Raw genomic sequence first — 20,919 nt, forward strand, 5'->3', positions numbered from 1 at the left:
CACCTGCGCCCTGGCGGGACAAATGTCCCGGCCACGATGCGGATTTAAGATCCCGCTGGCAGTTTTCACGCTAATCTGTGGGCAACGCGGGACGGGCGTCCTGTCCTTATTTGACGGGAAATTTTATAGTGAACAGCATGAAAAACGAGAACAGACCCGGCGACTGGCTGAACGTCATTGAACGCGTGACCGGCGACCCGGTGCTGTATGAGCTGCTGAAGTATTGCCCGCTGTATATTCTGCGCAGCTGGCAGCTAAAACATTACCCACGCGGCTCGCTGATTTTTCGCCAGGGGGAAATTTGCGATGAATTCCACCTGATTGTTAAAGGGGAAATCGACGTTTTCACCACCGCCGACGACGGGCGAAAATATTCCCAGGCGCGCTATAAAAAAGGCGACATTCTGGGGGAGCTGGAAATCTTCGAGCGGCGGCAATACATCTGCTCGGTAGAAGCGGTTAGCGACGCGGCGCTTTTAGTGCTGACGCGGGAAGAGTTTATTCGCTGGCTGGGGTTAGACAATTACTTTAATCAAAAAATATTACAGGCCGTGAGCGATCAATATTATCAGCTCTCCAAAAAGGCCGGGGAAGACATTCTTTATTCGTTACATCAGCGTCTTTGCCTGGTGCTGTGGCAGAAATACCAGCAAATACAGGGCAGCATCCCGCTTAATAAGCAGCAATTAAGCGAGCAGTTTGCGGTGGCTCCGCGCAGCATTAACCGCATTTTATCCGAACTGCGGGAAGACAATATCATTGCGATTCACGGCGAGCAGATTCAGGTTCTCGACCCTCAGCGCCTGCGCCAGCACGCCGAACATTAAATAACAGCAGCCAATCCTGAGCCATCCCAAATGGCTCGTTTAACGCCAGGTAACTATCATGACCCAACTCCAGCCCCATATCCGGCTCAGCCGAGAGATGACGCACGCCCGTTATGCGCTCCTGCCGGGCGATCCGAAACGCGTGGAACACGTCGCGCAGTTTCTGGACAACGTGGAAGACTTCGGCAGCAACCGGGAATATCGCGCCCTGCGCGGCTGGTTCCGCGGCGTGGAAGTGCTGGTGATGTCCACCGGCATGGGCGGGCCTTCTACCGCCATCGCCGTGGAAGAGCTGCGCCAGATTGGCGTCACCAATCTCATCCGCATCGGCAGCTGCGGAGCGATGCAAAACCACATCCGTCTCGGCGACCTGGTGATCGCCACCGCCGCCGTGCGGGACGAAGGCACCAGCCAGATGTACATCGACAAAGGCTACCCGGCCTGCGCGGACATCGGCCTGGTGCACCACCTGACTCAGCAGGCCAAACGCCTGGGCTACGCCAGCCACTGCGGCTATGTGCGCAGCCACGACAGCTTCTACACCGAACGCGAAGACGAGATTAACCAGTTCTGGTCCGGCAAGGGCATTCTCGCTGCGGATATGGAAACAGCACCGTTGATGGTAGTTGGCGCATTGCGCGGTTTGCGCATCGCCTCCGTGCTTAACGTGGTGGTTGAGCACAGCGGCAATCTGGAAGAAGGCATTAACAACTACCAGCAGCAGGAACACTCCTGCCTGCAGGGTGAATCCCGCGAGATTTTACTCGCCCTCGAAGCGCTCTACCTTGACAGTCAGGAGCAGTAATCATGGATTTCTTCAGCATTAAGAATGTGATGGTCACCATTCCGCTCGGCGAGGGCGGCTACGCGCTCTCGTGGATCGAGGCCATCGGCACCGTCTTCGGCCTGCTCTGCATCTGGTTCGCCAGCAAAGAGAAGATCATCAACTACCTGTTCGGCCTGATTAACGTCACGCTGTTTGCGGCGATCTTCTTCCAGATCCAGCTTTACGCCAGCCTGCTGCTGCAGGTGTTCTTCTTCGCCGCCAACCTTTACGGCTGGTACGCGTGGAGCCGCCAGAACGAGGCCAACGAGGCCGCGCTGAAGATCCGCTGGCTGCCGCGCAGCAAGGCGTTCACGCTGGCGGCGGTTTGCCTGGTTGCCATCGCGCTGATGACCTTCTTTATCGACCCGGTCTTCGCCGTGCTGACCCATATTGCGGTGGGCATTATGCAGAGTGTCGGCGTTGCGGTTGAGATGCCAACCCTCCAGCCGGATGCCTTCCCGCTATGGGATTCCGCGATGCTGATCCTGTCGATTGCCGCGATGGTGCTGATGACGCGTAAATACGTCGAAAACTGGCTGCTTTGGGTGGTTATCGACGTGATTAGCGTGGTGATTTACGCCATTCAGGGCGTGTATGCCATGTCGCTGGAATACATCCTGCTGACGGCCATTGCGGTAATGGGCTCTATGGCGTGGATCAAGAGCGCCAGAATGATTGGCTCCCGGCCGCTGGCTTGAATCGTTTTATTCACATCAAGGGCCGCTTAGCGGCCCTTTTTCCCGTTCAGATATATCTCATTTATCAAGCCGGATGAAAATAAAAAGCTTTTTAAAAATCTCGCGATTTTCAGCGACCGCTTTCAACTCCCTCAGCGTATTCATCTACACTTTATTTCAGGCACAGCAGCGAGATAATTTTTAACGATCGTTAGCAGGTCTTTTTCACTCTCTCTTTTTACTGCCTTATCCGTTTTTATTTTCATTCAGGCCGCTCCCTTTAATCGCTCAAGACCACAGGATAACTTTATGAAAATATTGTTTTTAAAAATCTTCACGCTGAATTTCAACCCACAATTTTACCTATCAGAGCAATCAAACAACTCGCAAAACAGTTTGTTATAACCAGCTGACTGCCGCGCATAAGCCCGCAGCACAAAATTTTGCGACATCTGTTTTTTGCACCTTCTAATAAAAGTACGGGGTTAAACGATGAATAAGTTAAAAACGCTAAAACTGACGCTTTGTATTGCCGCCCTCGCCTACACCGGACTGGCACAGGCCGCCACTGTCGCCATGAACACCGTCGATGCCAGCGGCACTTCCACCCCGGCAGGCACCATTGAATACCACGCCACCCAGTACGGCGTGGTCTTTACCCCTAACCTGAAAGGCCTGCCGCCCGGAATTCACGGCTTCCACGTGCACACTAATCCGAACTGCGGCCCCGGCATGCAGGACGGCAAAATGGTGGCTGGCCTGGCGGCTGGCGGCCACTTAGATCCGGCCCACACCGGCAAACATGAAGGCCCGTGGGGCAACGGCCACCTCGGCGATCTGCCTGCGCTGTACGTCGACAGCGACGGTACCGCGACCTATCCGGTGCTGGCTCCTCGCCTGCGCATGTCAGACTTAAAAGGCCACTCGCTGATGATCCACGCCGGCGGCGACAACCACTCTGACCACCCGGCAATGCTCGGCGGCGGCGGTGCGCGTATGGTTTGCGGAGTGACGTCATGAGCAAGCGCTTCTTAACGACGGCGTGCTTCACGCTGATGATGGGCGGACTTCCGACCCTGGCGAACGCGGCTGATACCTCCATCGACGCGCCCAAAGGTGAGCACCTGCAAACCGAGCTTTATGCCCGAGGCGTGCAGATCTACCGCTGCGCGGCGGCGGACGCCGAAGCCAAAACCGGGAGCTGGGTATTCCAGGCCCCGGAGGCTGACCTGTTCAGCGACAAAGGCCTGAAGCACCTCGTCGGCAAGCACTTCGACGGCCCACACTGGCAGGCCACGGACGGCAGCGTGGTGGCCGGCACGCTAAGCGCCACTCGCCCGTCGAAAGATAAAGGCTCGATTCCGTGGCTGCTGCTGACCGGTGTTTCCGAAGCGCAGCCAGGCCTGTTTGCCAACGTGAGCAGCATCCAGCGCGTGGACACTCGTGGCGGCGTAACCGGCCCAACGGTATGTGATCCGTCAACATTTGGCGCAACGCTGAAAGTGCCTTACACGGCGACTTATAAGTTCTATACGAAGTAGCAGCCTGTGAAGTCCTGGCCGGAAGGCCGGGGCTTTGTGCTGATGGAGTTGTCTTCAGGGGAACGGGCGTTTACAGATATTTTATCAGCTCCCCTTTTTCGCCTAATCGATATTGACCATCACGAAAAATAACTACTGTATTTTTATATCTATCCTGCCACACCGTAAAAGCTTTATCTTTATCGATACAATTTAACGGTGGCTCCAGATCGTCAAAACATAGCCGATCGTAACCATCCGTTTCTACATAACCGGCCCCAAAATACCAAAATATAATTTCAAAAAAAGCATCTTTCCCTGTACCTGGAACATCATATTTTTCTTTGAGCATATCTTTATTTTTCAACCACCAGTGTACTTTACCTTTATTTGTTAAGGGGAAGTTTTTCACTAAAATGTGGCTATAACTATTTCTCTTATGAACTGCAACAATTTCTACCGGTCGAAATGCTAACCATAAGCAATATCCTGCCAATAGACCGCCAGCTAGAAATTTCAGTCCCCTTATTATGTTACCTTTCAATTTAATCACTCCAAAAAACTGACTAAAATATAAAGCATTTTCTGTTTATTCAAAACTGCAGACATTATATTCTAATATTCAAGCCTGACAATCTTACCGTTCTCTTCCTCTCGATAAATAGCATCATCCACAGTAAATGTAATTCCTCTGTTTTTACTCTTCCTTATAGTAAAAACAGAGTTTTTATCAATGCAGTTTATTTTGGTATTCATATCATCAAAACAAAGCCTGTCATACTTACCCTCTTCTTTATAGCCATCCTTAAAAAGCCAAATAGTGATAGTAAAACCCCCATAAGATGCAGGCTTTGGAATATCATACTTTGCTTTAAGTGCATCCTTATTTTCTAACCACCAGTCAATCTTACCTTTGTCTGTGAACGGGAAGTTCTTGACCAAAATACTGCTGTAGTTATTTCTCTGATGAACAGCGACGATTTCAACAGATCGAAAGAACAGCCATAAGCAGTATACCGCCACTATACATCCAGCCAGACAGAAAAAACCCACCATCATTTTATTTTTTAACTGCATTTCGCCGCCCAATAATATGAATAGTGGCTTCCATATTGGTAATAAAGGGTTTGAAGGCAAACTCGCTGTAGCGTTGCAGGACAAACCATATACGAAATAATCGAATACTTTTAAATTTTATTTTTAAAATATCATCATCATCCAATCCAAAATGATCCTGAACTTTATAGTGAACCTCAGCGTGATATTGTTCGTTATCAATCGTTAGGGACTTAATTGTGATATGCGTTGCCCAGGTATCATGCACGGTAATTCCCATACCATTCACCCGATCCTGGAGGCGATCAAATTTTGGCAACCTTCCTTCCATAATTGCATCAATGAGCTCCTGTTTTTTCTCTACTGGATAACACTTCTTATCCCAATCAATGTAGTCCCTAAAAACCTCCTGTAGACGAAGCCGCGTACTGTTTTCCTTCGAGCGATCGCTCAATATTTGCTCCTCCAGCGCACTGTTCAGTAATGGATGACTGAAGGGCTTCCCGCCACACTTTTGCATGTGCGTGATCATTAGTTCGATCAAAGATGTGTAAGGACCGTCCCTCGAAAAAGGACGTGATAAATACCGGAACTCATCAAAGAGGATGCGAGCGCACTCCCATTCTGTCAGTTTTTTTACCTCCTTCTTAGGGCGAAAGAACTGCACCATCGGATGCTCATATGAAGGGATCTCCGTCAACGTGTAAGGATTTACACTTGTAGAAATATCTGTCAGGTGGAATTTTGCCTTCAGATCGATTTCGGACAGATCGCCGGACTTCCTATCTTTGGCGTTTTTATCATCCATCTTTTTCTGGGTTTCAAATATCTTGCAGGGAAATTGTAAGGCCGACATAAATCACGTCCTTGTATATTGTTGTCTCTTCCATCCCGGTAGCCAGGCATGATAAGCAGTCTTTAGCCGCTGTGTAAGTGTTGTACATTATTAAGAGTCTGAATTCAGATTTCTTAATTGGGATTTTATTCATATCAGAGATGTTGATTTACGTCGCTCCCCAGCGCCACTGCTAGATCGGAGCCGGTACCCTGAAAGGCCTGCCGCCGGGCATTCACGGCTTCCACGTGTACACTAATCCGAACTGCGGGCCAGGCATGCAGGACGGCAAAATGGTGGCCGGCGCGCTAAGCGCCACTCGCCCGTCGAAAGATAAAGGCTCGATTCCGTGGCTGATGCTGACCGGCACTTCAGACGAACAGCCGGGCCTGTTCGCCAACGTGAGCAGCATCCAGCGCGTGGACATCTACGGCGGCGTAACCGGCCCCACGGTTTGCGACCCGGCGACCTTCGGCGCGACGCTGAAAGTGCCTTATACGGCGACTTATAAGTTCTATACGAAGTAGCAACATAAAGCCCTGGCCTTACTGCCAGGGCTTTATGTTGCTGGGATCAATTCAGAGAGTAAGCACTAATTCGGGTGCTGAATACTTATTCCGCCGGAAGCGTTCTCCGTGATAGAAAACTCTGCTGTGACCAGATGAGAGGAAGAATTATCAGATTTTACATCGTAAGCGACTGAGTATTTTTTGCCGGGAGAGAAGGTAAAACCAAAGGCGGGCAGACAGTCTCCCTTCGCGACATAAACTGGAGCATCATCGAAAGTCTTGTACTGCACGTTCCCATGCCCTTCGTTAATTTGTACGGCCGTTATGCGCTCGCCGCTGCCAAGCGGAGACACCACGCAAACAATATTACCTTTGGCCACGACTTCTGCAGGCTGACGCGGCACCATTCTGTCGCCCGGACCAGGACACCCGGCCAGCAAGAGCACGGCAGCGGCTAACAAACATTTTCTCATAGCGTTGTTCTCACCTTCCCTGTGACTATTTTGCGATACAGCACCGGAACTTCACGGCTACTGTCTGTACCTCTGTATTTCCCCATCCGCCCGGGCCTTTGGTAGTAGGACCACGCGTCTATACCATAAACCAATAACAGCCAGTAATCCGCTAAAATGGAGGCCTGCTGCTCCAGGGAATAATCTGTTAGCGCCTCTTTATCTAATTTATAGGTATATTCAGCCGCCCAGCTAAAAGCCCCCCTTAGCCTTACCCATTGCCCGTGTTGATGTTGCCACACATGGCCCAGCTCATGGATAAAAACATATTTATCTTCAAGAAAGACGCTGCCAGATGAGAAATCATCTTTATACATCGTCTTGCGGTACCACAATTCTCCGTTTGGCGTCATCGCGTAGTTTTGTTTCTGCAGGCCGAACGGGAGATAGCTGTCGCAATGAATCCATACTCGGCTGTAAGAAATTGAATCGCCGAAAACCCGGCGAGCCATTGCAATTTCGCCCAATGTCATTCTTCTGAGGCTGCCCTCTTCCGCCTGTGCGCTCATTCCTTTTCCTTAAGGTTTGCTTTTCCACAGCATAAAACCAACGCTCAATATAATCTATGTCCCGATTTCTTATTTTTCGATAGTCAGAATTTGGCGCTTAGAAATTTATGGGATAAAAAAAATGTTATGTAGCCGATGGTTCCAAAAAGTTGTGGCCGTTGGACAGTGACCTCTGCCTAATGGAGACCACTTTATTCGCCAGGACCAACCAAGATGAAAATCCTGAAAAGCGGCATCCGCGACGTGATTGCCAGCGAAGACGTTACCGTGGTTGAGCCGGTTATGTTCAGCGACAAAGGCCTGAAGCACCTCGTCGGCAAACACTTCGACGGCCCACACTGACAGGGGACGGACGGCAGCGTGGTGGCCGGAGCGCTAAGCGCCACTCGCCCGTCGAAAGATAAAGGCTCGATTCCATGGCTGCTGCTGACCGGCGCTTCCGAAACGCAGCCAGGCCTGTTTGCCAACGTGAGCAACATCCAGCGCGTGGAAACTCGTGGCGGCGTAACCGGCCCCACGGTTTGCGACCCGGCGACCTTTGGCGCGACGCTGAAAGTGCCTTATACGGCGACTTATAAGTTTTATACGAAGTAGCGGCATGCAAAGTCCTGTCTGAAAGGCCGGGGCTTTGTGCTGACGGAGTTGTCTTCAGGGGAACGGGCGTTCACTGATATTTTATCAGATCCCCTTTTTCGCTTAATCGATATTGACCATCACGAAAAATAACTACTGTATTTTTATATCTATCCTGCCACACCGTAAAAGCTTTATCTTTATCGATGCAATTTAACGGTGGATCCAGATCGTCAAAACATAGCCGATCGTAACCATCCGTTTCTACATAACCGTCCCCAAAATACCAAAATGTAATTACATAAAAACCATCCTTCTCTGGCCCTGGAGCACCATATTTTTCTTTGAGCATGGCTTTGTTTTTCAACCACCAGTGTACTTTCCCATTTTTTGTAAAAGGAAAACCTTCCACTAATACATCGCTGTAACTATTTCTCTGATGAACAGCAACAATTTCTACCGGTCGAAATGCTAACCATAAGCAGTATCCAGCCAATAGACCGCCAGCTAGAAATTTTAGTCCCTTTATACTACGTCTCAACAATTCGGGTACTGTCATGCTTATTCAACCTTTATAATTAAAATTTCTTATCAATATCTCTGCCGTACAACCAACCATTATTTATTGATTTTTATAACCCTGCAATTTTCATCAATTCGATAAATCCCATCGGAGAGAGTAAATCTGGTTCCATACCTCTTGCTATTACCGACAGTAAGCACTGTGTTTTTATCAATGCAGTTTACTTTTGTTGCCATATCATTGAAACAAAGCCGATCATATTTCCCCTCTTCTTTATAACCATCATTAAACAGCCAAAAAACAACACTAGAACTACCGTAGGATGAAGGCATAGGAATATCATACTTCGTCTTTAGCATTTCTTTATTTTTCAACCACCAGTCTATTTTACCTTTGTTAGTAAAAGGAAAGTTACTTACCAAGACATCGCTATAGCTATTTCTCTGGTGTACGGCAATAATTTCTACCGGACGAAAAAACAACCATAAATAACCCTCTAAAAAAACACCACCAGATAATAACAGGCTAATTATTATTTTATTTTTAATTCCATTGCGCTTCCCAATAATATGAATAGTGGCTTCCATATTGGTAATAAAGGGTTTGAAGGCAAACTCGCTGTAGCGTTGCAGGACAAACCATATACGAAATAATCGAATGTTTTTGAATTTTATTTTTAAAATATCATCATCATCCAATCCAAAATGATCCTGAACTTTATAGTGAATTTCAGCGTGATATTGTTCGTTATCAATCGCTAGGGACTTAATTGTGATATGCGTTGCCCAGGTATCATGCACGGTAATCCCCATGCCATTCACCCGATCTCGAAGACGATCGAATTTCGGCAGCCTGCCGTTCATAATAGCATCACTCAGATCCTTTTTTTGTTCTGCTGGATAGCATTTTCTATCCCAGTCAATATTAGTATCAAAAACTTCCTTTAGGCGGAGCCGCGTACTGTTTTCCTCCGAGCGATCGCTCAATATTTGCTCCTTCAGCGCACTGTTCAGTAATGGATGACAGAAAGACTTCCCGTCACACTTTTGCATGTGCGTGATCATTAGTTCGATCAAAGATGTGTAAGGACCGTCCCTCGAAAAAGGACGTGATAAATACCGGAACTCATCAAAGAGGATGCGAGCACACTCCCATTTTGTCAGTTTTTTTACCTCCTTCTTAGGGCGAAAGAACTGCACCATCGGATGCTCATATGAAGGGATCTCCGTCAACGTGTAAGGATTTACACTTGTAGAAATATCTGTCAGGTGGAATTTTGCCTTCAGATCGATTTCGGACAGATCGCCGGACTTCATATCTTTGGCGTTTTTATCATCCATCTTTTTCTGGGTTTCAAATATCTTGCAGGGAAATTGTAAGGCCGACATAAATCACGTCCTTGTATATTGTTGTCTCTTCCATCCCGGTAGCCAGGCATGATAAACAGTCGCTTGCCACTGTGTAAATGTTGTACATTATTAAGAGTCTGAATTCAGATTTCTTAATTGCGATTTTGTTCATATCAGAAATGTTGATTTATATCGCCACCAATGGCTCTACGATAAATTGGGATCATAAAAGCCCATGAGTTATGCTCAATAAAATTCATTCTATTCACCGGGGCAGACCACTATGAAAATACTAAAAAGCGGTATCCGCGACGTAATTGCCAGCGACGACGTCACCGTTGTGGAGCCGGTCAACCTCTACGAATGCACGCTGCAGAGCGGCGTATTCGTCGGGCCTTTTGTTGAGATCCAGCGCCACTGCATGATCGGCTCTGGTACCCGCGTCCAGTCCCACTCGTTCCTGTGCGAAAATGTCACCACCGGCAAAAACTGCTTTATCGGCCACGGCGTCACCTTCGCCAACGACCTGTTTCGCAGCGGCAGGCCAGACCCCAACCCGGAGAACTGGATAGCCATTACCCTCGGCGATAACGTTACCATAGGCAGCGGCAGCACTATCCTGACGGAGCATATTTGCAGCGGCGCGGTGATTGGCGCAGGCAGCGTGGTGACGAAAGATATTCTGGTGGCCGGGGTTTATGTCGGTAGTCCGGCGCGATTGGTGCGGGAATTATAACGACTGCCGTTAGCCGTAAAGCTGATAACCGGCATAATCGCGACGCCATCGGAATAGAACAAGTCAGAGTTGGTAAACGAATACACACGACCGGTGAGCGTGACGTTAACGTGGCTGCCATAGCCCGTAACCTGCGCATTGCTTGCTGCTGATATCAAAAATGGGACGCGATTCTTCAGATGCTCCATTGGATCGCCAGATAGATTGCGTCCAGATAATAGCGATAGACATCCGAAAACGTAGCGCCTCCGCCTTTGTAGCCGGTGATATATAAGAACGTAGTATCGGTGACTTTTGGCGGGCGAAAAACACATCATTCGGCGAGCCATTGAAGTAATACTGATATACCGCATATCCAGCAACCAGCAACCAGCAACCAGCAACCAGCAACCAGCAATAACAGTACAACGGTTAACGCACAGTGCAGATCTAAATAATCGTGTTGTTTGGCATAATCTATTCCCTGTTTAATCCGGCACCGATCGTGTGGATCATTCCCAAGAAAAATTCACTGACTCTTGAGTTCCTGCTTATAACCCTGTAGCCCCCCGGCAGGCAGTATACAATCGCCAACAATTTGCACTCCATTTCCGCTAAAAATAAATAAGCAGGCAAAGACATTATTAATAGTCCGTATTGGTGATCTGCCCATTGTTGTCAATAAAAAATCGGTGTATATAGCGTTTATCATTCAGGCCATAAGAAATGGCATAGCTATAGCCGTACTTCCATTTCACATTGATACAATTATCGGGATATGTTAGATGTAGCCCTTCATCATTTTTTATTACGGTGTATCCTTTTTCCTGAGTTTTTTCTATTCGGTAATAATTCAATACATCATTTTTATCAACGCTGAAACAGAGCTTTTCTTCATTGATGTAGGTATATCTTGCCTGTGGCGCAGGTTTACCCCCTGGGCAACCTGTAAGCATAATGACAACCGTAAATATAGACGCTATTTTCCTCACCCGGGGAACCCCTTTAAAATCGATTTGTATCTTGAGATCAATGAATGAACAGGTTCATTAACATTGTAATTACGATATTCATGCAAGTCGCTATGACCCTGTAAGCCATAATTTAACAATAGCCAATAATCACTGACTATTGACGCTTGCTGTTCTAATCCGTAGAGAAGTAAATCAGCTTTATCCAGGCTATAGCTATAATCGGCGAACCGGGAGAACATTCCTCTTGTTCTTACAAACATCCCTTTTTGGGATTGCCATACATGCATCATCTCATGCATGAATAAGTGCTTTTTTTGTATCTCTTTCTCTAACGAAAAATCCGGTGAATATGTACCTTCCCTGTACCACATCTCTCCATTTGGGCTCATGGCAACACCAACTGGCTGTAGATTGAAGGGAAGATAACTTTTCCTATGAACCCAAACCCTGCTGTAATTGATACTGTTACCATAAAGTGTCTTAGCTAATGCAATCTCACTTAATGTTAACTGCCTGACTCCCCCGGGAGTTATAGGTGTTCCCGATGTAGGTTTTGTCCTTTCACCAACTATCATTAAAAATCCCTTTTTCGTGTCATCATTAATTATCCACCGTACTACACCGTGATAACAAAAGATAACACCCAGTCGGAAGATTATTCTTAAATAGTAAAAATTCAGATAATGATCACAAGTCAGCGTTCGTTAATGAAGGAAAGCAAGTTTTGAAATAATTTTTCATAGAACGTAATTTATTATTTAAACAATACCCATCAAATATCTTTACCAATTAAAAAGTCATGTATATGAATTATTAAATCAATATCGAAAGATAGCGTTATCTCGTTCTACTTCTCATGAGGATAAAACTACGTTTGCGTAATATCCAGCGATTTCTTTTTCTTTTAAGTTAGCTACCGAACTAAGAAATAACCGTTAAATTAATAGTTGGAGGGAATCATGACTAAAGGTTGGCATCCGGCGGATATCATCGCCGGTTTACGCAAGAAAGGAACATCCCTGGCAGCACTTTCACGAGAATCAGGCTTGGTTTCTTCAGCGCTGGCAAATGCACTTATGCGACCTTGGCCGAAAGGTGAGTTTTTGATTGCTAAGGCGCTTGAGGTTCACCCGAGTGAGATATGGCCTGAGCGGTATGTTGGGGCTGATGGGGAGATCGTGAGAGATCTCTTCGCGGGAATCGGGAGTTAATGCCTTCGTCTCAGTGATTGCCTGGTCGTAAAAGTTTTGGGACAAGCCGCTTATATGTGGCGAAGGCCGGACTCGCCTTTTCTTTTAAGTAATTGAAAATTAATGGCTTGTGAGAATTTGTTTTGGGGATTTGCCCCCAAAATGGGACATGAAATTGAATACTGCGTGGAAGATCACAAAGCTGCGTGATTATTTTCCAGGACCGAAACGCATTCCAGAATAAGGCTTCTCCCGGCACTGCGCCAATCGAGATGCTAAATCTCCCATGCTGGTCCAACTCCGGTGTCCTTCATCGGTCATCAGGGCCGCTGGAATGATTGACAGATACTGGCCAGGAGTTTAGAACGTATGAAACGAATAAATTCTTGGGCCATACACAGCAGTGTGGGACACGGAAGCAGAAAGCTTTATAAATACGATAAAGCGCAATTACATCAGCATGATGCCGAAACCAGACAATCAAACGACTTGTAAAAAATCAAGTGGAAGCGTTGAGTCATTACAACAAATATCATCTGCACAGTAAGGAAAATTTCACTCGGCGAAAGAAGCACACCTGCCGGAAATCGTCAGGTGGCTTACCCGCCTTACCCTCGTACTTGGTGCTCGCCAAGCGAGCCTGAACTTGTTCTTACACTCAATCAAATTGATTGTATGGCTGCCTCACAGCTGAAACAAAAGACCAAGTGATTATGAAATTTCCAGTGATGGTGAGGTATCCCGAATCTCATTCAGTCTGGATATTTGTTTGCTAATTTCTTGTGCAATATTTTCTGAGGAAGTAATACCAAAATTAATCTCATCTCTGATAGCCTGAAGCTTCTCTGCTGCTTCTTTTGCAAGAATCCCACGTACAATAGTTCGCTGCTCTTCAATCCCAGGAAGAGGGATGAGAATTTTCTTAAGGTCATTCTGATCAAGTGTTACGTTTGTTGCTCCACACATCATCGGAACAAGAAGTTCATCTTTGAACTTTGATAGATATTCATGAACATACCTCATTTCAATATCTTCAGAATTCTTCACTTCCAGGCAACACATAGTGTCCGCAAGTGCAAACTTGCCCTCTTGATAGTGAAGGCGCTTGATGTCAGCCTTACCATGCCCTGATGAAGAAACAAGAGGAATACAGCTTGCCTTAAAGTCAAACGAGTAATCCGCTGATGATTTTCTATCCACGGCAGGAACCACAAGAGGGTAATCACCAGGCTGAGAGCTCATGTTAGAATGCTGACCTTTGTGGACGTAGCAAATATCGCCTAGGCTTTTCGCACCCGGCATACGCTCCCGAAGCTCTTGGAATTTTCTTTCCAACATATACCACCGACCAACTAAATGACATTTAGTTGATGACAGAATATGCTCTCTTTTGACCGTGATAAACTCCAGGTGAGCATACTCACGAATGCCTGCTAACTGATTACGTTTAAATTTATCAATTATTTCCAACGCTCTTGGCAGTTCGTTTTCATCCACTGCTTGTCTGGTATCAGTCTGTGTATACCCATCCGCCCTAATATTGACAAACAAGATGTCGTCTGTGTTTTTAGCTATCTGCTTATCAATAATTAAGATGTGTGTTTTTACACTAGCGTATGGCTTGAACACGCCATGAGGCAATTCAACAACGGCGATTAGAGATTTTTCTTGAATCAATCGTTTTCGCATCCCGGTATAAGCTGATTGACCAACAAAAACTATTCCTTCAGGCACAATTACTCCGGCCTTGCCCGTAGGTGATAAGTGCTCAACAATGTAGTCAAGGAAAAGTAATTCAGCTCGTTTTGACTGCAGACTAAATTTTTTATGGGGTTTGATTCCCCCCTTTGGGGTCATAAACGGAGGATTGGCCAGTATTGTGTCATAACTTTCATGCCAGTAGTCCTCTTGAGTCAACGAATCATATTCTTCAATTAATGGAGATCGAAAGTTATGTAAATAAAGATTTACAAGTGAAATCCTCACCATATCCGGTGAGATATCGAACCCTTTGATATTTTCATGAATTCTCTGGCGCTCTAAGGGAGTGAGGAGGCTCCCGCTATAGTGCATAGGACTTTCAATTGATGTTTCTGCAACCGAGGCACCTTTTAGGCGTTGCTCATTATTTCGTTCATCTATTGGAGAATTTTCTCTAAGGATATGTTTATACGCGGAAATTAGAAACCCAGCAGTGCCACAAGCAGGATCTAAAACTCTATCATTTTTTCCCGGCCCAACCGCCCGAACAACGAAATCAATAATGTGGCGAGGCGTACGAAATTGGCCGGCATCTCCCTGACTTCCAAGCACAGATAGTAGGTATTCGAAAGCGTCGCCCAGTCGCTCTGAATGGTCATATGTGAAACCATCAATTTCCTTTAGAAACGCCTTGAGCGTTTCGGGGTCACGATACGGTAAGTAGGCATTTTTGAAGATGTCGCGGAACAAGGTCGGTAGGTGCGTATTCTCGGTCATCTTACCGATGGACTCGGAGTAAAGATTCAATGTGTCCTGACCGCCCATACCGGGTGCAAGCAGCTTACTCCAGCTGTATTTCTCGAATCCATTGACGAAGAAACTGCGTTTGCCACCAAACTCTTCAGACTGCGCATCCATGTCATCCATAAATTTATAGATGAGTGCAATAGTGATCTGCTCAACCTGACTCTTAGGGTCAGGTACCTTGCCGACGAGGATGTCACGGCAGGTGTCGATTCGACGTTTGGTATCGGTGTCAAGCATGGTATTTTTCTCACTCTGTTGCCTGAGGCAACCTAAAAATGTATTACATAAATTGGTTTAACGGCACGTAATCTTTAACATACTCTGGTATCCCTTCACGCCACTCGGGTGGCACTGCGCGCAGGTCAGCCACACCGAAGGCTGGGTTGACGTTAAGCTCTCCAAAGCGCTTATCGTCAATGACGGCACGCAAAGCAGCATCTGTCGCATATGCCTTGAAGAAGTATTTCATGGCCAAGACTGCAGCACCTTGCTCATCACTCAGCTTACTCTGATTGACAAGCAGGAATTCATGGAATTTATCTTCCAGCAGCTCATCCTTGCTCTTGAAATACGGAATCAGACCGAAGATTTTTTGGAGAATTTCCTTCAGACTCAATCGCCTATCAACGCTGGCTGAATGACGTAATTTGTCAAGATTAAAGTACTCGTTAGGCTTGTCAAATAGGGTACTAATAACATAGGCGACGGCCTGCTCCCATTGTTCATTTTCCACCTGTAGCTTCAACATGGGGTCAGCCTTGACCTGATCCTCAAATTTCTCGAAGAACATTCGGTCGATCTTCATACCGTCATAGCCGATTTGTTGTTCAGCTACGTGGTGTATGACATCAGTACCTGTGTGCACAAACAGTCCACTCATTGACAGTGTAGGCTCTCCCTTCTGACCATCCCCGCCACTGTTACGCGCTGGCAACTTGATCACTTCGTCATAATTGAACTGTTCCTCGAAGTATTCACAGTTTGCAAAAAAATCAAAGAACTTGAAGTGAGCCTTTTCGGACTCATGAACCAGCGGCTTCAGATCATCGTCGAACAACTGCTCAAGGAAGTTGTGCTTACGCGTGCCTCGCCCTTTGATTTGCACGAAATCGGATGGAGAATACACTGGACGCATTAAGGCTAAATTCAAGATATCAGGACAGTCGTAGCCAGTTGTCATCATGCCCACAGTAACACAAACACGCGCCTTACTGGTCTTATACAACAAGTTGAAGTTAGCCGACCCCAACAGTTTATTATTGGTGAAATTGATAGTGTATTGCTGTGCGTCCGACACGCTGGAGGTTACTTGCACCGCGAAGTCAGACTGATACTTGCCGGGCCAAAGTACGTCAGCTAGCTCATTAAGGATTTGAGTCAACTTTGCTGCATGTTCTTGGCTAACAGCGAATACTATGCCTTTGCCGAACTCGTTAGTAACTGGGTCACGAAGACCGTTTTTGAGGAAAGTCTGACAGAACAGGGCATTGGTTGCTTGAGAAAAGAATTTCTTCTCAAAATCTTTAGAGACGAAACTTTGCTCATGCTCCCCCTCTTCACCTGCCGGAGCCATCACAGCAAAACCTTGTTCAGACAAGAGCCTAGTAGTAATGTCTGTTCTAGCATCAACAACTATAGGGTTGATTAGGAATCCATCTTTGACTCCCTCCAATAGCGAATAACGGAAGGTTGGTTGCCCAGACTCACAACCAAAGGTACGATAGGTGTCTAACAGCAAACGACGCTCTTGTTCGCGTGGATCGCGCGTAGTGGGTTTACTAGTGTCAAAGTTCTTTAGGTAATCACGTGGTGTCGCAGTCAGGCCAAGTTTGTAGCCAACAAAATATTCAAAGACAGCACGGGCATTACCACCGATAGAACGATGCGCTTCGTCTGAGATAACCAAGTCGAAATCTGTAGGCGAAAATAACCGTTTAAACTTGTTGTTGAACAGCAGCGACTGTACCGTGGTGACTACTATCTCGGCTTTACACCAATCATCGCGACGCTCTTTGTAGATCACCGTAGAATAATCATTCTTCAGATAATCCTTGAACGCCTTCGTGGCTTGCTCCTCGAGCTCCAGACGATCCACCAGGAATAGCACGCGACGGGCATTACCGGTGCGCAAAAATAGTTTGATAACAGCAGCAGAGGTCAGTGTCTTACCTGTGCCGGTAGCCATTTCGAATAGGAAACGGGTTGAGCCTCCAGCTACCGCATCCTGAATCGCGTTGAGTGCCTTCTTCTGATAGTGTCTAAGGAAGCGAAGTTTATTCTTAACTACGAAGGCCGAACGCTCGTCAGCATTGAGCCACCCTGCCTCTTTCTCATAATTAGGCAATTGAGTCTGAGCAATATAATCGCGCCCGATCGTCTCGGTGATCAAGCGTCGCTGATCAGGTGCAAACTTTTGATAGCTTTTGAGTGAGTCAGGTGTAGGGAAGGCTGTAACTATGTGCGGGTTACCCTGCTGCAGATCCCAGAAGTAATGCAGGTTTCCGTTTGAAAGTAACACAAAGCGGCAATTCAACGATTTAGCGTACTTACGAGCTTGCTCCTTACCCACGAGTGGATTTTTATTTTCGGACTTTGCCTCAAGAACTACTAAAGGGAAGCTACGCTCGTCTAGTAACAGGAAATCGACAAAGCCGTTCTTGGTCGACTCAAAGTCATTACCTAGAACATTTACATGGTCATGATTTAATTTTACGTTGGGCTCCAAGGCAACATTGGATTTACCTCTAGCATCATCGAAAAATCGCCAACCAGCTATCTCCAACAGCTTGTTGATTTTAATGCGAGCTTGCGCTTCCTTTACGTTCGCCATCTTTAAGCCTCTCCCTTAATTGAACCATCTTGAGGAGTTGGTTGCAGGTTATGTACCCGAGCGTACTCTAATACTAAGATTTCGATCATCGACGCCACGGATCTACGCTCACGATCAGCAGCCAATCGTAAAAGCTGCTTAATCTCGGAAGAAGTACGTATGGAAATAGTCTCTACCTTCAAACGTTGCATGGTATCGTCTCGTCAGTGATGTAGTGCAAATGTACTGCATTTTGCAATAAACTTCTACTAATCTTGTTTATAACAAGACCATAAGGGATCTATTGTCAGAATACACACAAACCTATAATGCCATTAATTCAATAAATTGATCGAGTCATGCATTTCATCATTAAATACACTATAGCCAGCATGTCATACTGGACAGGTCAATTTTGAAATAATGGTAACTTAACATAGTGCACCCTAGAGTAAGATAATATCTTTAGGGATATCGCAGGTTTATTAAAAAACACTGCTGCATTATCATTCCTTCTACCAATACTAAGACTGCATTACATAGAATATGCAGAACAGCATCAAAAAATCAATGTGTTTTTATATTTTACAACCTAGTAGCCATCGGCACAGAAGAATAATTAGATGTAATTGCATTAGCTTTTAGAATTAATAATCAAGATTCTCAAAAAAAAAACTCCGCAATCAAGACCACTCAATGGCAAGTTAAATAACCTCCTCAAAAAAAATATTAAACCCACTCTCCACTTAATGGCAAAAATATATGACTCTACAATTTTTATAGGAAGCCACCTAGTAATTGCCACATGCTTTACACCCCTCCCCTCCCAAAAAAAACACTCAGAAACACCCAGCCCATTAACTAACGGAAACCGCGCTTCCACTTGTAATAATATCATTTAAGAATGACTTTCTATAATATTATTAGTTACCATTGGAGGAGCTGTATTTAATCCAAATTCAGTGGTGGCATAGCTTCCCACCACATATTACTGATACTGGATGTTATGGGCAAGCCATGCAGACAAAAATGATTATCCAAATCGGTTACATATTTTGTACGCGATGAATGGCAAAAGACACTCAAAATATTTTTACATTGAGGTAATTTCGCCACCTCCAGCTTCAGCTCCATTTTGTTTTATCGAAATAAACACTCCCGGTGCCATTCCAGATAACAATACGACTCAACAGAAAACGCCTTTATTTTCTCCGGCAACAAAAACTGCTCTTTAACACTAATATCCAGCTCATTACTAATTAATAAACGCCCATCGTTCTCAAACGAAATCCATCCCTGATCGAATAAAATATCAATATGTGCGGCCAGTATAATTCCATTAAAAGGATCAAGGCGCTCATTCCCATTCTCGCAGGCAGCCCACGGTTTTATATGGCTGGCGCGGAGTAACGGCGCAAACGTCGCTCCCGTAACAGGGCATGCCGGATACAGCATGAGACAATTTTTCCGAAAGGTACCCTGCCCCAGCCGTGCCGCAATCAGCTGCTCGCGTACGGTATCTTCAATACTTTTATCCTGCTGAATAATAAGACAGTCACGTTGCGCCTGTTCATCTCCATCAGAAGATATTAACGAAAGAACGTGCTGCTCAATCACACTCTCAGAAAGCAAACTCAATCGCTGATGCACACGCTGCGCTGAATGAGAAAGCGCAGCAGGAGCGCCCTGCTCGTCACGCCAGCCAACACGCACATCACTAAGCCAGGAATCAAAACGGTCACGATTATTTTTCAGACTATTGTGAAACTCGCTGGAGGTTTTACCCGCTCCAAAGCGAGGATAAAACAAGGCAAAAGCCTCTTTCCATTTCTGAACACCCAGTCCCACAGGTGGTTGAGATTTACCGTACTTCGACAAATACCACGCCACTTCAAGCAAATCGTCTTCTGAGCTATTCAATGTTACATCCTGTTTTTCCAGTGTAATTCATCACCAGATTATGTCTGAAAAGATCGTTAACTAAACTGATCAGGTTAGTTGTTTTAGCAAAAACATCTCACACCGGTTTTCACCATCAACAATCACGACACGCAACCAACAACACAAAAAGGAACGCCCCATGCCCCCACACAAAATCCGCTAGGAGTGGCTGACGCTGGACGAGGCCGCAGAAGTCATCCGGCAGCACAACATCACGTTGCTGCCCGCCGACCTGATCCGCCATGCCCTGCACGGAGATCTGCCACTCTCGGTCTACTTCCCCTCGCCCGTACTTCTGAGACCACTCAATCCCCCTTGCCGCTTTGCCTGCCGATTCAGCAAGCCGCCCTTTCCGCCTTCGCAGTGCAACAAACCCGGCAACCGCAAGGTAATGGCGAACTCTCCGCCGTGCAGACGCGATCCGAGTCTGCAATTGACCACCAGCCATCTGTGGAATTTGCCGTTAATTGGCCTTGAGCGCCTGCTGCTCCACCAGCAACTGGCGAAAACGTTGAATCGCCCTTGCCCCAATGATACCCATTGCTGCAACCAGATTGGCATCGTGGTCTGCGATGAAAACGACAGCTACTACCAACTCTGTTGCCGCAAATCGTTGCGGGAGCTTTTACTGGAACTGCTCGCCACGCAAAACAACCTCCAGGAAGAGCTGCATCTGCTGATTGGCCAGCTATATGGCAATGGCCGCAATGACCTGAAATCCCGGCTCAATCTGTCCGTCTGCTATCTGCAGGAGACATTGCCTCCTGACGCACTGTTCGTCATCCGTCGCATGCATCTCGAAGCCTTCCTGACCCGTCATCAGCCAGAATCAAAGGAGCGGATCACCTCCGCGCTTTCGCGTTTGCTGTGGCTGGCCTGCAAGCACAACCCGCAACTGGACGATGAAATGCTGGAGCATCCCTACAAACTGCTGAACATTTTCGAATGCTGGGCGCGCGAGGAAGGTATGCACCTGCCGCTGAGCCCCGAGACGTTGAAAACCGCCCTCCAGCGCGGCGCACCGCCTTAACGCGATCAACTAACCCTTTCAACTAACAACTCTCAC

23 protein-coding genes and 2 pseudogenes are annotated in these 20,919 nt (G+C 46.6%); 12 read left to right on the forward strand and 13 right to left on the reverse strand.

The genetic code is table 11. The features are described 5' to 3' along the window. The first annotated feature begins 128 nt into the window (after positions 1–128). The 5 genes from AAIE02_RS20670 (at position 129) to AAIE02_RS20690 (ending at position 3,871) form a co-directional block, all read left to right on the forward strand. The gene (locus AAIE02_RS20670; protein ID WP_498533158.1) at positions 129–827 is read left to right on the forward strand and encodes a Crp/Fnr family transcriptional regulator; all 699 of its coding nucleotides are present in this window, start codon (positions 129–131) and stop codon (positions 825–827) included. A gap of 58 nt (positions 828–885) precedes the next feature. Next, the gene (locus AAIE02_RS20675; RefSeq protein ID WP_039287910.1) at positions 886–1,632 is read left to right on the forward strand and encodes a nucleoside phosphorylase; all 747 of its coding nucleotides are present in this window, start codon (positions 886–888) and stop codon (positions 1,630–1,632) included. Between the two features lie 2 nt (positions 1,633–1,634). Further along, on the forward strand, positions 1,635–2,351 hold the full coding sequence (gene pnuC / locus AAIE02_RS20680) for a nicotinamide riboside transporter PnuC (RefSeq protein WP_498533159.1): 717 nt from the start codon (positions 1,635–1,637) through the stop codon (positions 2,349–2,351). 471 nt (positions 2,352–2,822) lie between these two features. After that, entirely contained in the window at positions 2,823–3,350 is a 528-nt protein-coding gene (gene sodC / locus AAIE02_RS20685; RefSeq protein ID WP_336982960.1) for a superoxide dismutase [Cu-Zn] SodC, read from the forward strand. Beyond that, the gene (locus tag AAIE02_RS20690; protein ID WP_498533160.1) at positions 3,347–3,871 is read left to right on the forward strand and encodes a DUF3455 domain-containing protein; all 525 of its coding nucleotides are present in this window, start codon (positions 3,347–3,349) and stop codon (positions 3,869–3,871) included. The genes sodC and AAIE02_RS20690 overlap by 4 nt, the downstream gene beginning before the upstream one ends. A gap of 70 nt (positions 3,872–3,941) precedes the next feature. Here AAIE02_RS20690 and AAIE02_RS20695 read toward each other — a convergent pair whose 3' ends face one another. The 3 genes from AAIE02_RS20695 to AAIE02_RS20705 form a co-directional block, all read right to left on the reverse strand. Beyond that, entirely contained in the window at positions 3,942–4,400 is a 459-nt protein-coding gene (locus tag AAIE02_RS20695) for a DUF943 family protein (protein WP_498533205.1), read from the reverse strand. A gap of 65 nt (positions 4,401–4,465) precedes the next feature. Further along, positions 4,466–4,927 (reverse strand): DUF943 family protein, encoded by a 462-nt coding sequence (locus AAIE02_RS20700; RefSeq protein WP_498533161.1) that lies wholly within the window; start codon positions 4,925–4,927, stop codon positions 4,466–4,468. After that, positions 4,911–5,762 carry a YPO3983 family protein gene (locus AAIE02_RS20705; protein WP_498533162.1) on the reverse strand — a complete coding sequence of 284 codons (852 nt, stop codon included), beginning with the start codon at positions 5,760–5,762 and terminating at the stop codon, positions 4,911–4,913. Before AAIE02_RS20705 ends, AAIE02_RS20700 begins: the two co-directional genes overlap by 17 nt. A gap of 227 nt (positions 5,763–5,989) precedes the next feature. On the opposite strand from AAIE02_RS20705, the gene AAIE02_RS20710 reads away from it, so the two are divergent. Further along, positions 5,990–6,268, forward strand: coding sequence for a DUF3455 domain-containing protein (locus AAIE02_RS20710; RefSeq protein ID WP_498533163.1), 279 nt, complete (start codon positions 5,990–5,992; stop codon positions 6,266–6,268). Between the two features lie 65 nt (positions 6,269–6,333). Here AAIE02_RS20710 and AAIE02_RS20715 read toward each other — a convergent pair whose 3' ends face one another. Both AAIE02_RS20715 and AAIE02_RS20720 read right to left on the reverse strand, forming a co-directional pair. Then, positions 6,334–6,723 carry a putative T6SS immunity periplasmic lipoprotein gene (locus tag AAIE02_RS20715; protein WP_166877930.1) on the reverse strand — a complete coding sequence of 130 codons (390 nt, stop codon included), beginning with the start codon at positions 6,721–6,723 and terminating at the stop codon, positions 6,334–6,336. Beyond that, positions 6,720–7,271 carry a type IV secretion protein Rhs gene (locus AAIE02_RS20720; protein WP_213715504.1) on the reverse strand — a complete coding sequence of 184 codons (552 nt, stop codon included), beginning with the start codon at positions 7,269–7,271 and terminating at the stop codon, positions 6,720–6,722. Before AAIE02_RS20720 ends, AAIE02_RS20715 begins: the two co-directional genes overlap by 4 nt. Positions 7,272–7,484: 213 nt before the next feature. Between AAIE02_RS20720 and AAIE02_RS20725 the strand changes: the two genes are divergently transcribed. Both AAIE02_RS20725 and AAIE02_RS20730 read left to right on the forward strand, forming a co-directional pair. Beyond that, complete coding sequence (locus tag AAIE02_RS20725) at positions 7,485–7,613, forward strand: hypothetical protein (protein WP_336982953.1); 129 nt, start codon at positions 7,485–7,487, stop codon at positions 7,611–7,613. Between the two features lie 18 nt (positions 7,614–7,631). Beyond that, entirely contained in the window at positions 7,632–7,865 is a 234-nt protein-coding gene (locus AAIE02_RS20730; RefSeq protein WP_336710368.1) for a DUF3455 domain-containing protein, read from the forward strand. 70 nt (positions 7,866–7,935) lie between these two features. Here AAIE02_RS20730 and AAIE02_RS20735 read toward each other — a convergent pair whose 3' ends face one another. Continuing rightward, positions 7,936–8,403, reverse strand: coding sequence for a DUF943 family protein (locus AAIE02_RS20735; RefSeq protein WP_498533164.1), 468 nt, complete (start codon positions 8,401–8,403; stop codon positions 7,936–7,938). Positions 8,404–8,462: 59 nt separating this feature from the next. Then, positions 8,463–9,755, reverse strand: a complete 1,293-nt coding sequence (locus tag AAIE02_RS20740) for a YPO3983 family protein (protein WP_498533165.1) — start codon at positions 9,753–9,755, stop codon at positions 8,463–8,465. Positions 9,756–9,999: 244 nt separating this feature from the next. Between AAIE02_RS20740 and AAIE02_RS20745 the strand changes: the two genes are divergently transcribed. Further along, positions 10,000–10,452, forward strand: coding sequence for an acyltransferase (locus AAIE02_RS20745; protein ID WP_336982949.1), 453 nt, complete (start codon positions 10,000–10,002; stop codon positions 10,450–10,452). A 623-nt stretch (positions 10,453–11,075) separates the two neighbouring features. Here AAIE02_RS20745 and AAIE02_RS20750 read toward each other — a convergent pair. Together AAIE02_RS20750 and AAIE02_RS20755 are read right to left on the reverse strand one after the other, a co-directional pair. Then, the gene (locus tag AAIE02_RS20750) at positions 11,076–11,423 is read right to left on the reverse strand and encodes a putative T6SS immunity periplasmic lipoprotein (RefSeq protein WP_498533166.1); all 348 of its coding nucleotides are present in this window, start codon (positions 11,421–11,423) and stop codon (positions 11,076–11,078) included. Then, positions 11,420–11,980, reverse strand: a complete 561-nt coding sequence (locus AAIE02_RS20755; RefSeq protein ID WP_336982947.1) for a type IV secretion protein Rhs — start codon at positions 11,978–11,980, stop codon at positions 11,420–11,422. The genes AAIE02_RS20750 and AAIE02_RS20755 overlap by 4 nt, the downstream gene beginning before the upstream one ends. 384 nt (positions 11,981–12,364) lie before the next feature. Here AAIE02_RS20755 and AAIE02_RS20760 point away from each other — a divergent pair, with 384 nt between their 5' ends. After that, positions 12,365–12,616 (forward strand): helix-turn-helix domain-containing protein, encoded by a 252-nt coding sequence (locus AAIE02_RS20760; protein ID WP_336708613.1) that lies wholly within the window; start codon positions 12,365–12,367, stop codon positions 12,614–12,616. 397 nt (positions 12,617–13,013) lie between these two features. Further along, positions 13,014–13,140, forward strand: a pseudogene (locus AAIE02_RS20765) (IS3 family transposase); the annotation flags it as partial. Between the two features lie 166 nt (positions 13,141–13,306). On the opposite strand, the gene AAIE02_RS20770 reads toward AAIE02_RS20765, so the two are convergent. From AAIE02_RS20770 to AAIE02_RS20785, 4 genes and pseudogenes are all read right to left on the reverse strand, one after another. Next, positions 13,307–15,340: an N-6 DNA methylase gene (locus tag AAIE02_RS20770; RefSeq protein WP_498533167.1), complete on the reverse strand. Its 2,034-nt coding sequence runs from the start codon at positions 15,338–15,340 to the stop codon at positions 13,307–13,309. Positions 15,341–15,383: 43 nt separating this feature from the next. Then, a complete protein-coding gene (locus AAIE02_RS20775; protein WP_498533206.1) occupies positions 15,384–17,492 on the reverse strand; it encodes a DEAD/DEAH box helicase family protein in 2,109 nt (702 codons plus the stop codon). Between the two features lie 87 nt (positions 17,493–17,579). Beyond that, positions 17,580–17,933: pseudogene (locus AAIE02_RS20780) on the reverse strand (type I restriction endonuclease); the annotation flags it as partial. Between the two features lie 1,119 nt (positions 17,934–19,052). Continuing rightward, positions 19,053–19,832: an HNH endonuclease gene (locus AAIE02_RS20785; RefSeq protein WP_498533168.1), complete on the reverse strand. Its 780-nt coding sequence runs from the start codon at positions 19,830–19,832 to the stop codon at positions 19,053–19,055. 412 nt (positions 19,833–20,244) lie between these two features. Here AAIE02_RS20785 and AAIE02_RS20790 point away from each other — a divergent pair, with 412 nt between their 5' ends. Further along, on the forward strand, positions 20,245–20,883 hold the full coding sequence (locus AAIE02_RS20790) for a hypothetical protein (protein ID WP_498533169.1): 639 nt from the start codon (positions 20,245–20,247) through the stop codon (positions 20,881–20,883). Positions 20,884–20,919: the final 36 nt, after the last annotated feature.

This window comes from Cedecea sp. Ae19-4 (assembly GCF_059801165.1).

Coding starts and splice junctions, on each gene's coding strand:
- AAIE02_RS20745 (WP_336982949.1), top strand. CDS start 10,000: ATGAAAATACTAAAAAGCGGTATCCGCGACGTAATTGCCAGCGACGAC.
- pnuC (WP_498533159.1), top strand. CDS start 1,635: ATGGATTTCTTCAGCATTAAGAATGTGATGGTCACCATTCCGCTCGGC.
- AAIE02_RS20690 (WP_498533160.1), top strand. CDS start 3,347: ATGAGCAAGCGCTTCTTAACGACGGCGTGCTTCACGCTGATGATGGGC.
- AAIE02_RS20755 (WP_336982947.1), bottom strand. CDS start 11,980: ATGATAGTTGGTGAAAGGACAAAACCTACATCGGGAACACCTATAACT.
- AAIE02_RS20770 (WP_498533167.1), bottom strand. CDS start 15,340: ATGCTTGACACCGATACCAAACGTCGAATCGACACCTGCCGTGACATC.
- AAIE02_RS20790 (WP_498533169.1), top strand. CDS start 20,245: ATGGCGAACTCTCCGCCGTGCAGACGCGATCCGAGTCTGCAATTGACC.
- AAIE02_RS20760 (WP_336708613.1), top strand. CDS start 12,365: ATGACTAAAGGTTGGCATCCGGCGGATATCATCGCCGGTTTACGCAAG.
- AAIE02_RS20715 (WP_166877930.1), bottom strand. CDS start 6,723: ATGAGAAAATGTTTGTTAGCCGCTGCCGTGCTCTTGCTGGCCGGGTGT.
- AAIE02_RS20675 (WP_039287910.1), top strand. CDS start 886: ATGACCCAACTCCAGCCCCATATCCGGCTCAGCCGAGAGATGACGCAC.
- AAIE02_RS20705 (WP_498533162.1), bottom strand. CDS start 5,762: ATGTCGGCCTTACAATTTCCCTGCAAGATATTTGAAACCCAGAAAAAG.
- AAIE02_RS20725 (WP_336982953.1), top strand. CDS start 7,485: ATGAAAATCCTGAAAAGCGGCATCCGCGACGTGATTGCCAGCGAAGAC.
- AAIE02_RS20735 (WP_498533164.1), bottom strand. CDS start 8,403: ATGACAGTACCCGAATTGTTGAGACGTAGTATAAAGGGACTAAAATTT.
- AAIE02_RS20740 (WP_498533165.1), bottom strand. CDS start 9,755: ATGTCGGCCTTACAATTTCCCTGCAAGATATTTGAAACCCAGAAAAAG.
- AAIE02_RS20720 (WP_213715504.1), bottom strand. CDS start 7,271: ATGAGCGCACAGGCGGAAGAGGGCAGCCTCAGAAGAATGACATTGGGC.
- AAIE02_RS20700 (WP_498533161.1), bottom strand. CDS start 4,927: ATGCAGTTAAAAAATAAAATGATGGTGGGTTTTTTCTGTCTGGCTGGA.
- sodC (WP_336982960.1), top strand. CDS start 2,823: ATGAATAAGTTAAAAACGCTAAAACTGACGCTTTGTATTGCCGCCCTC.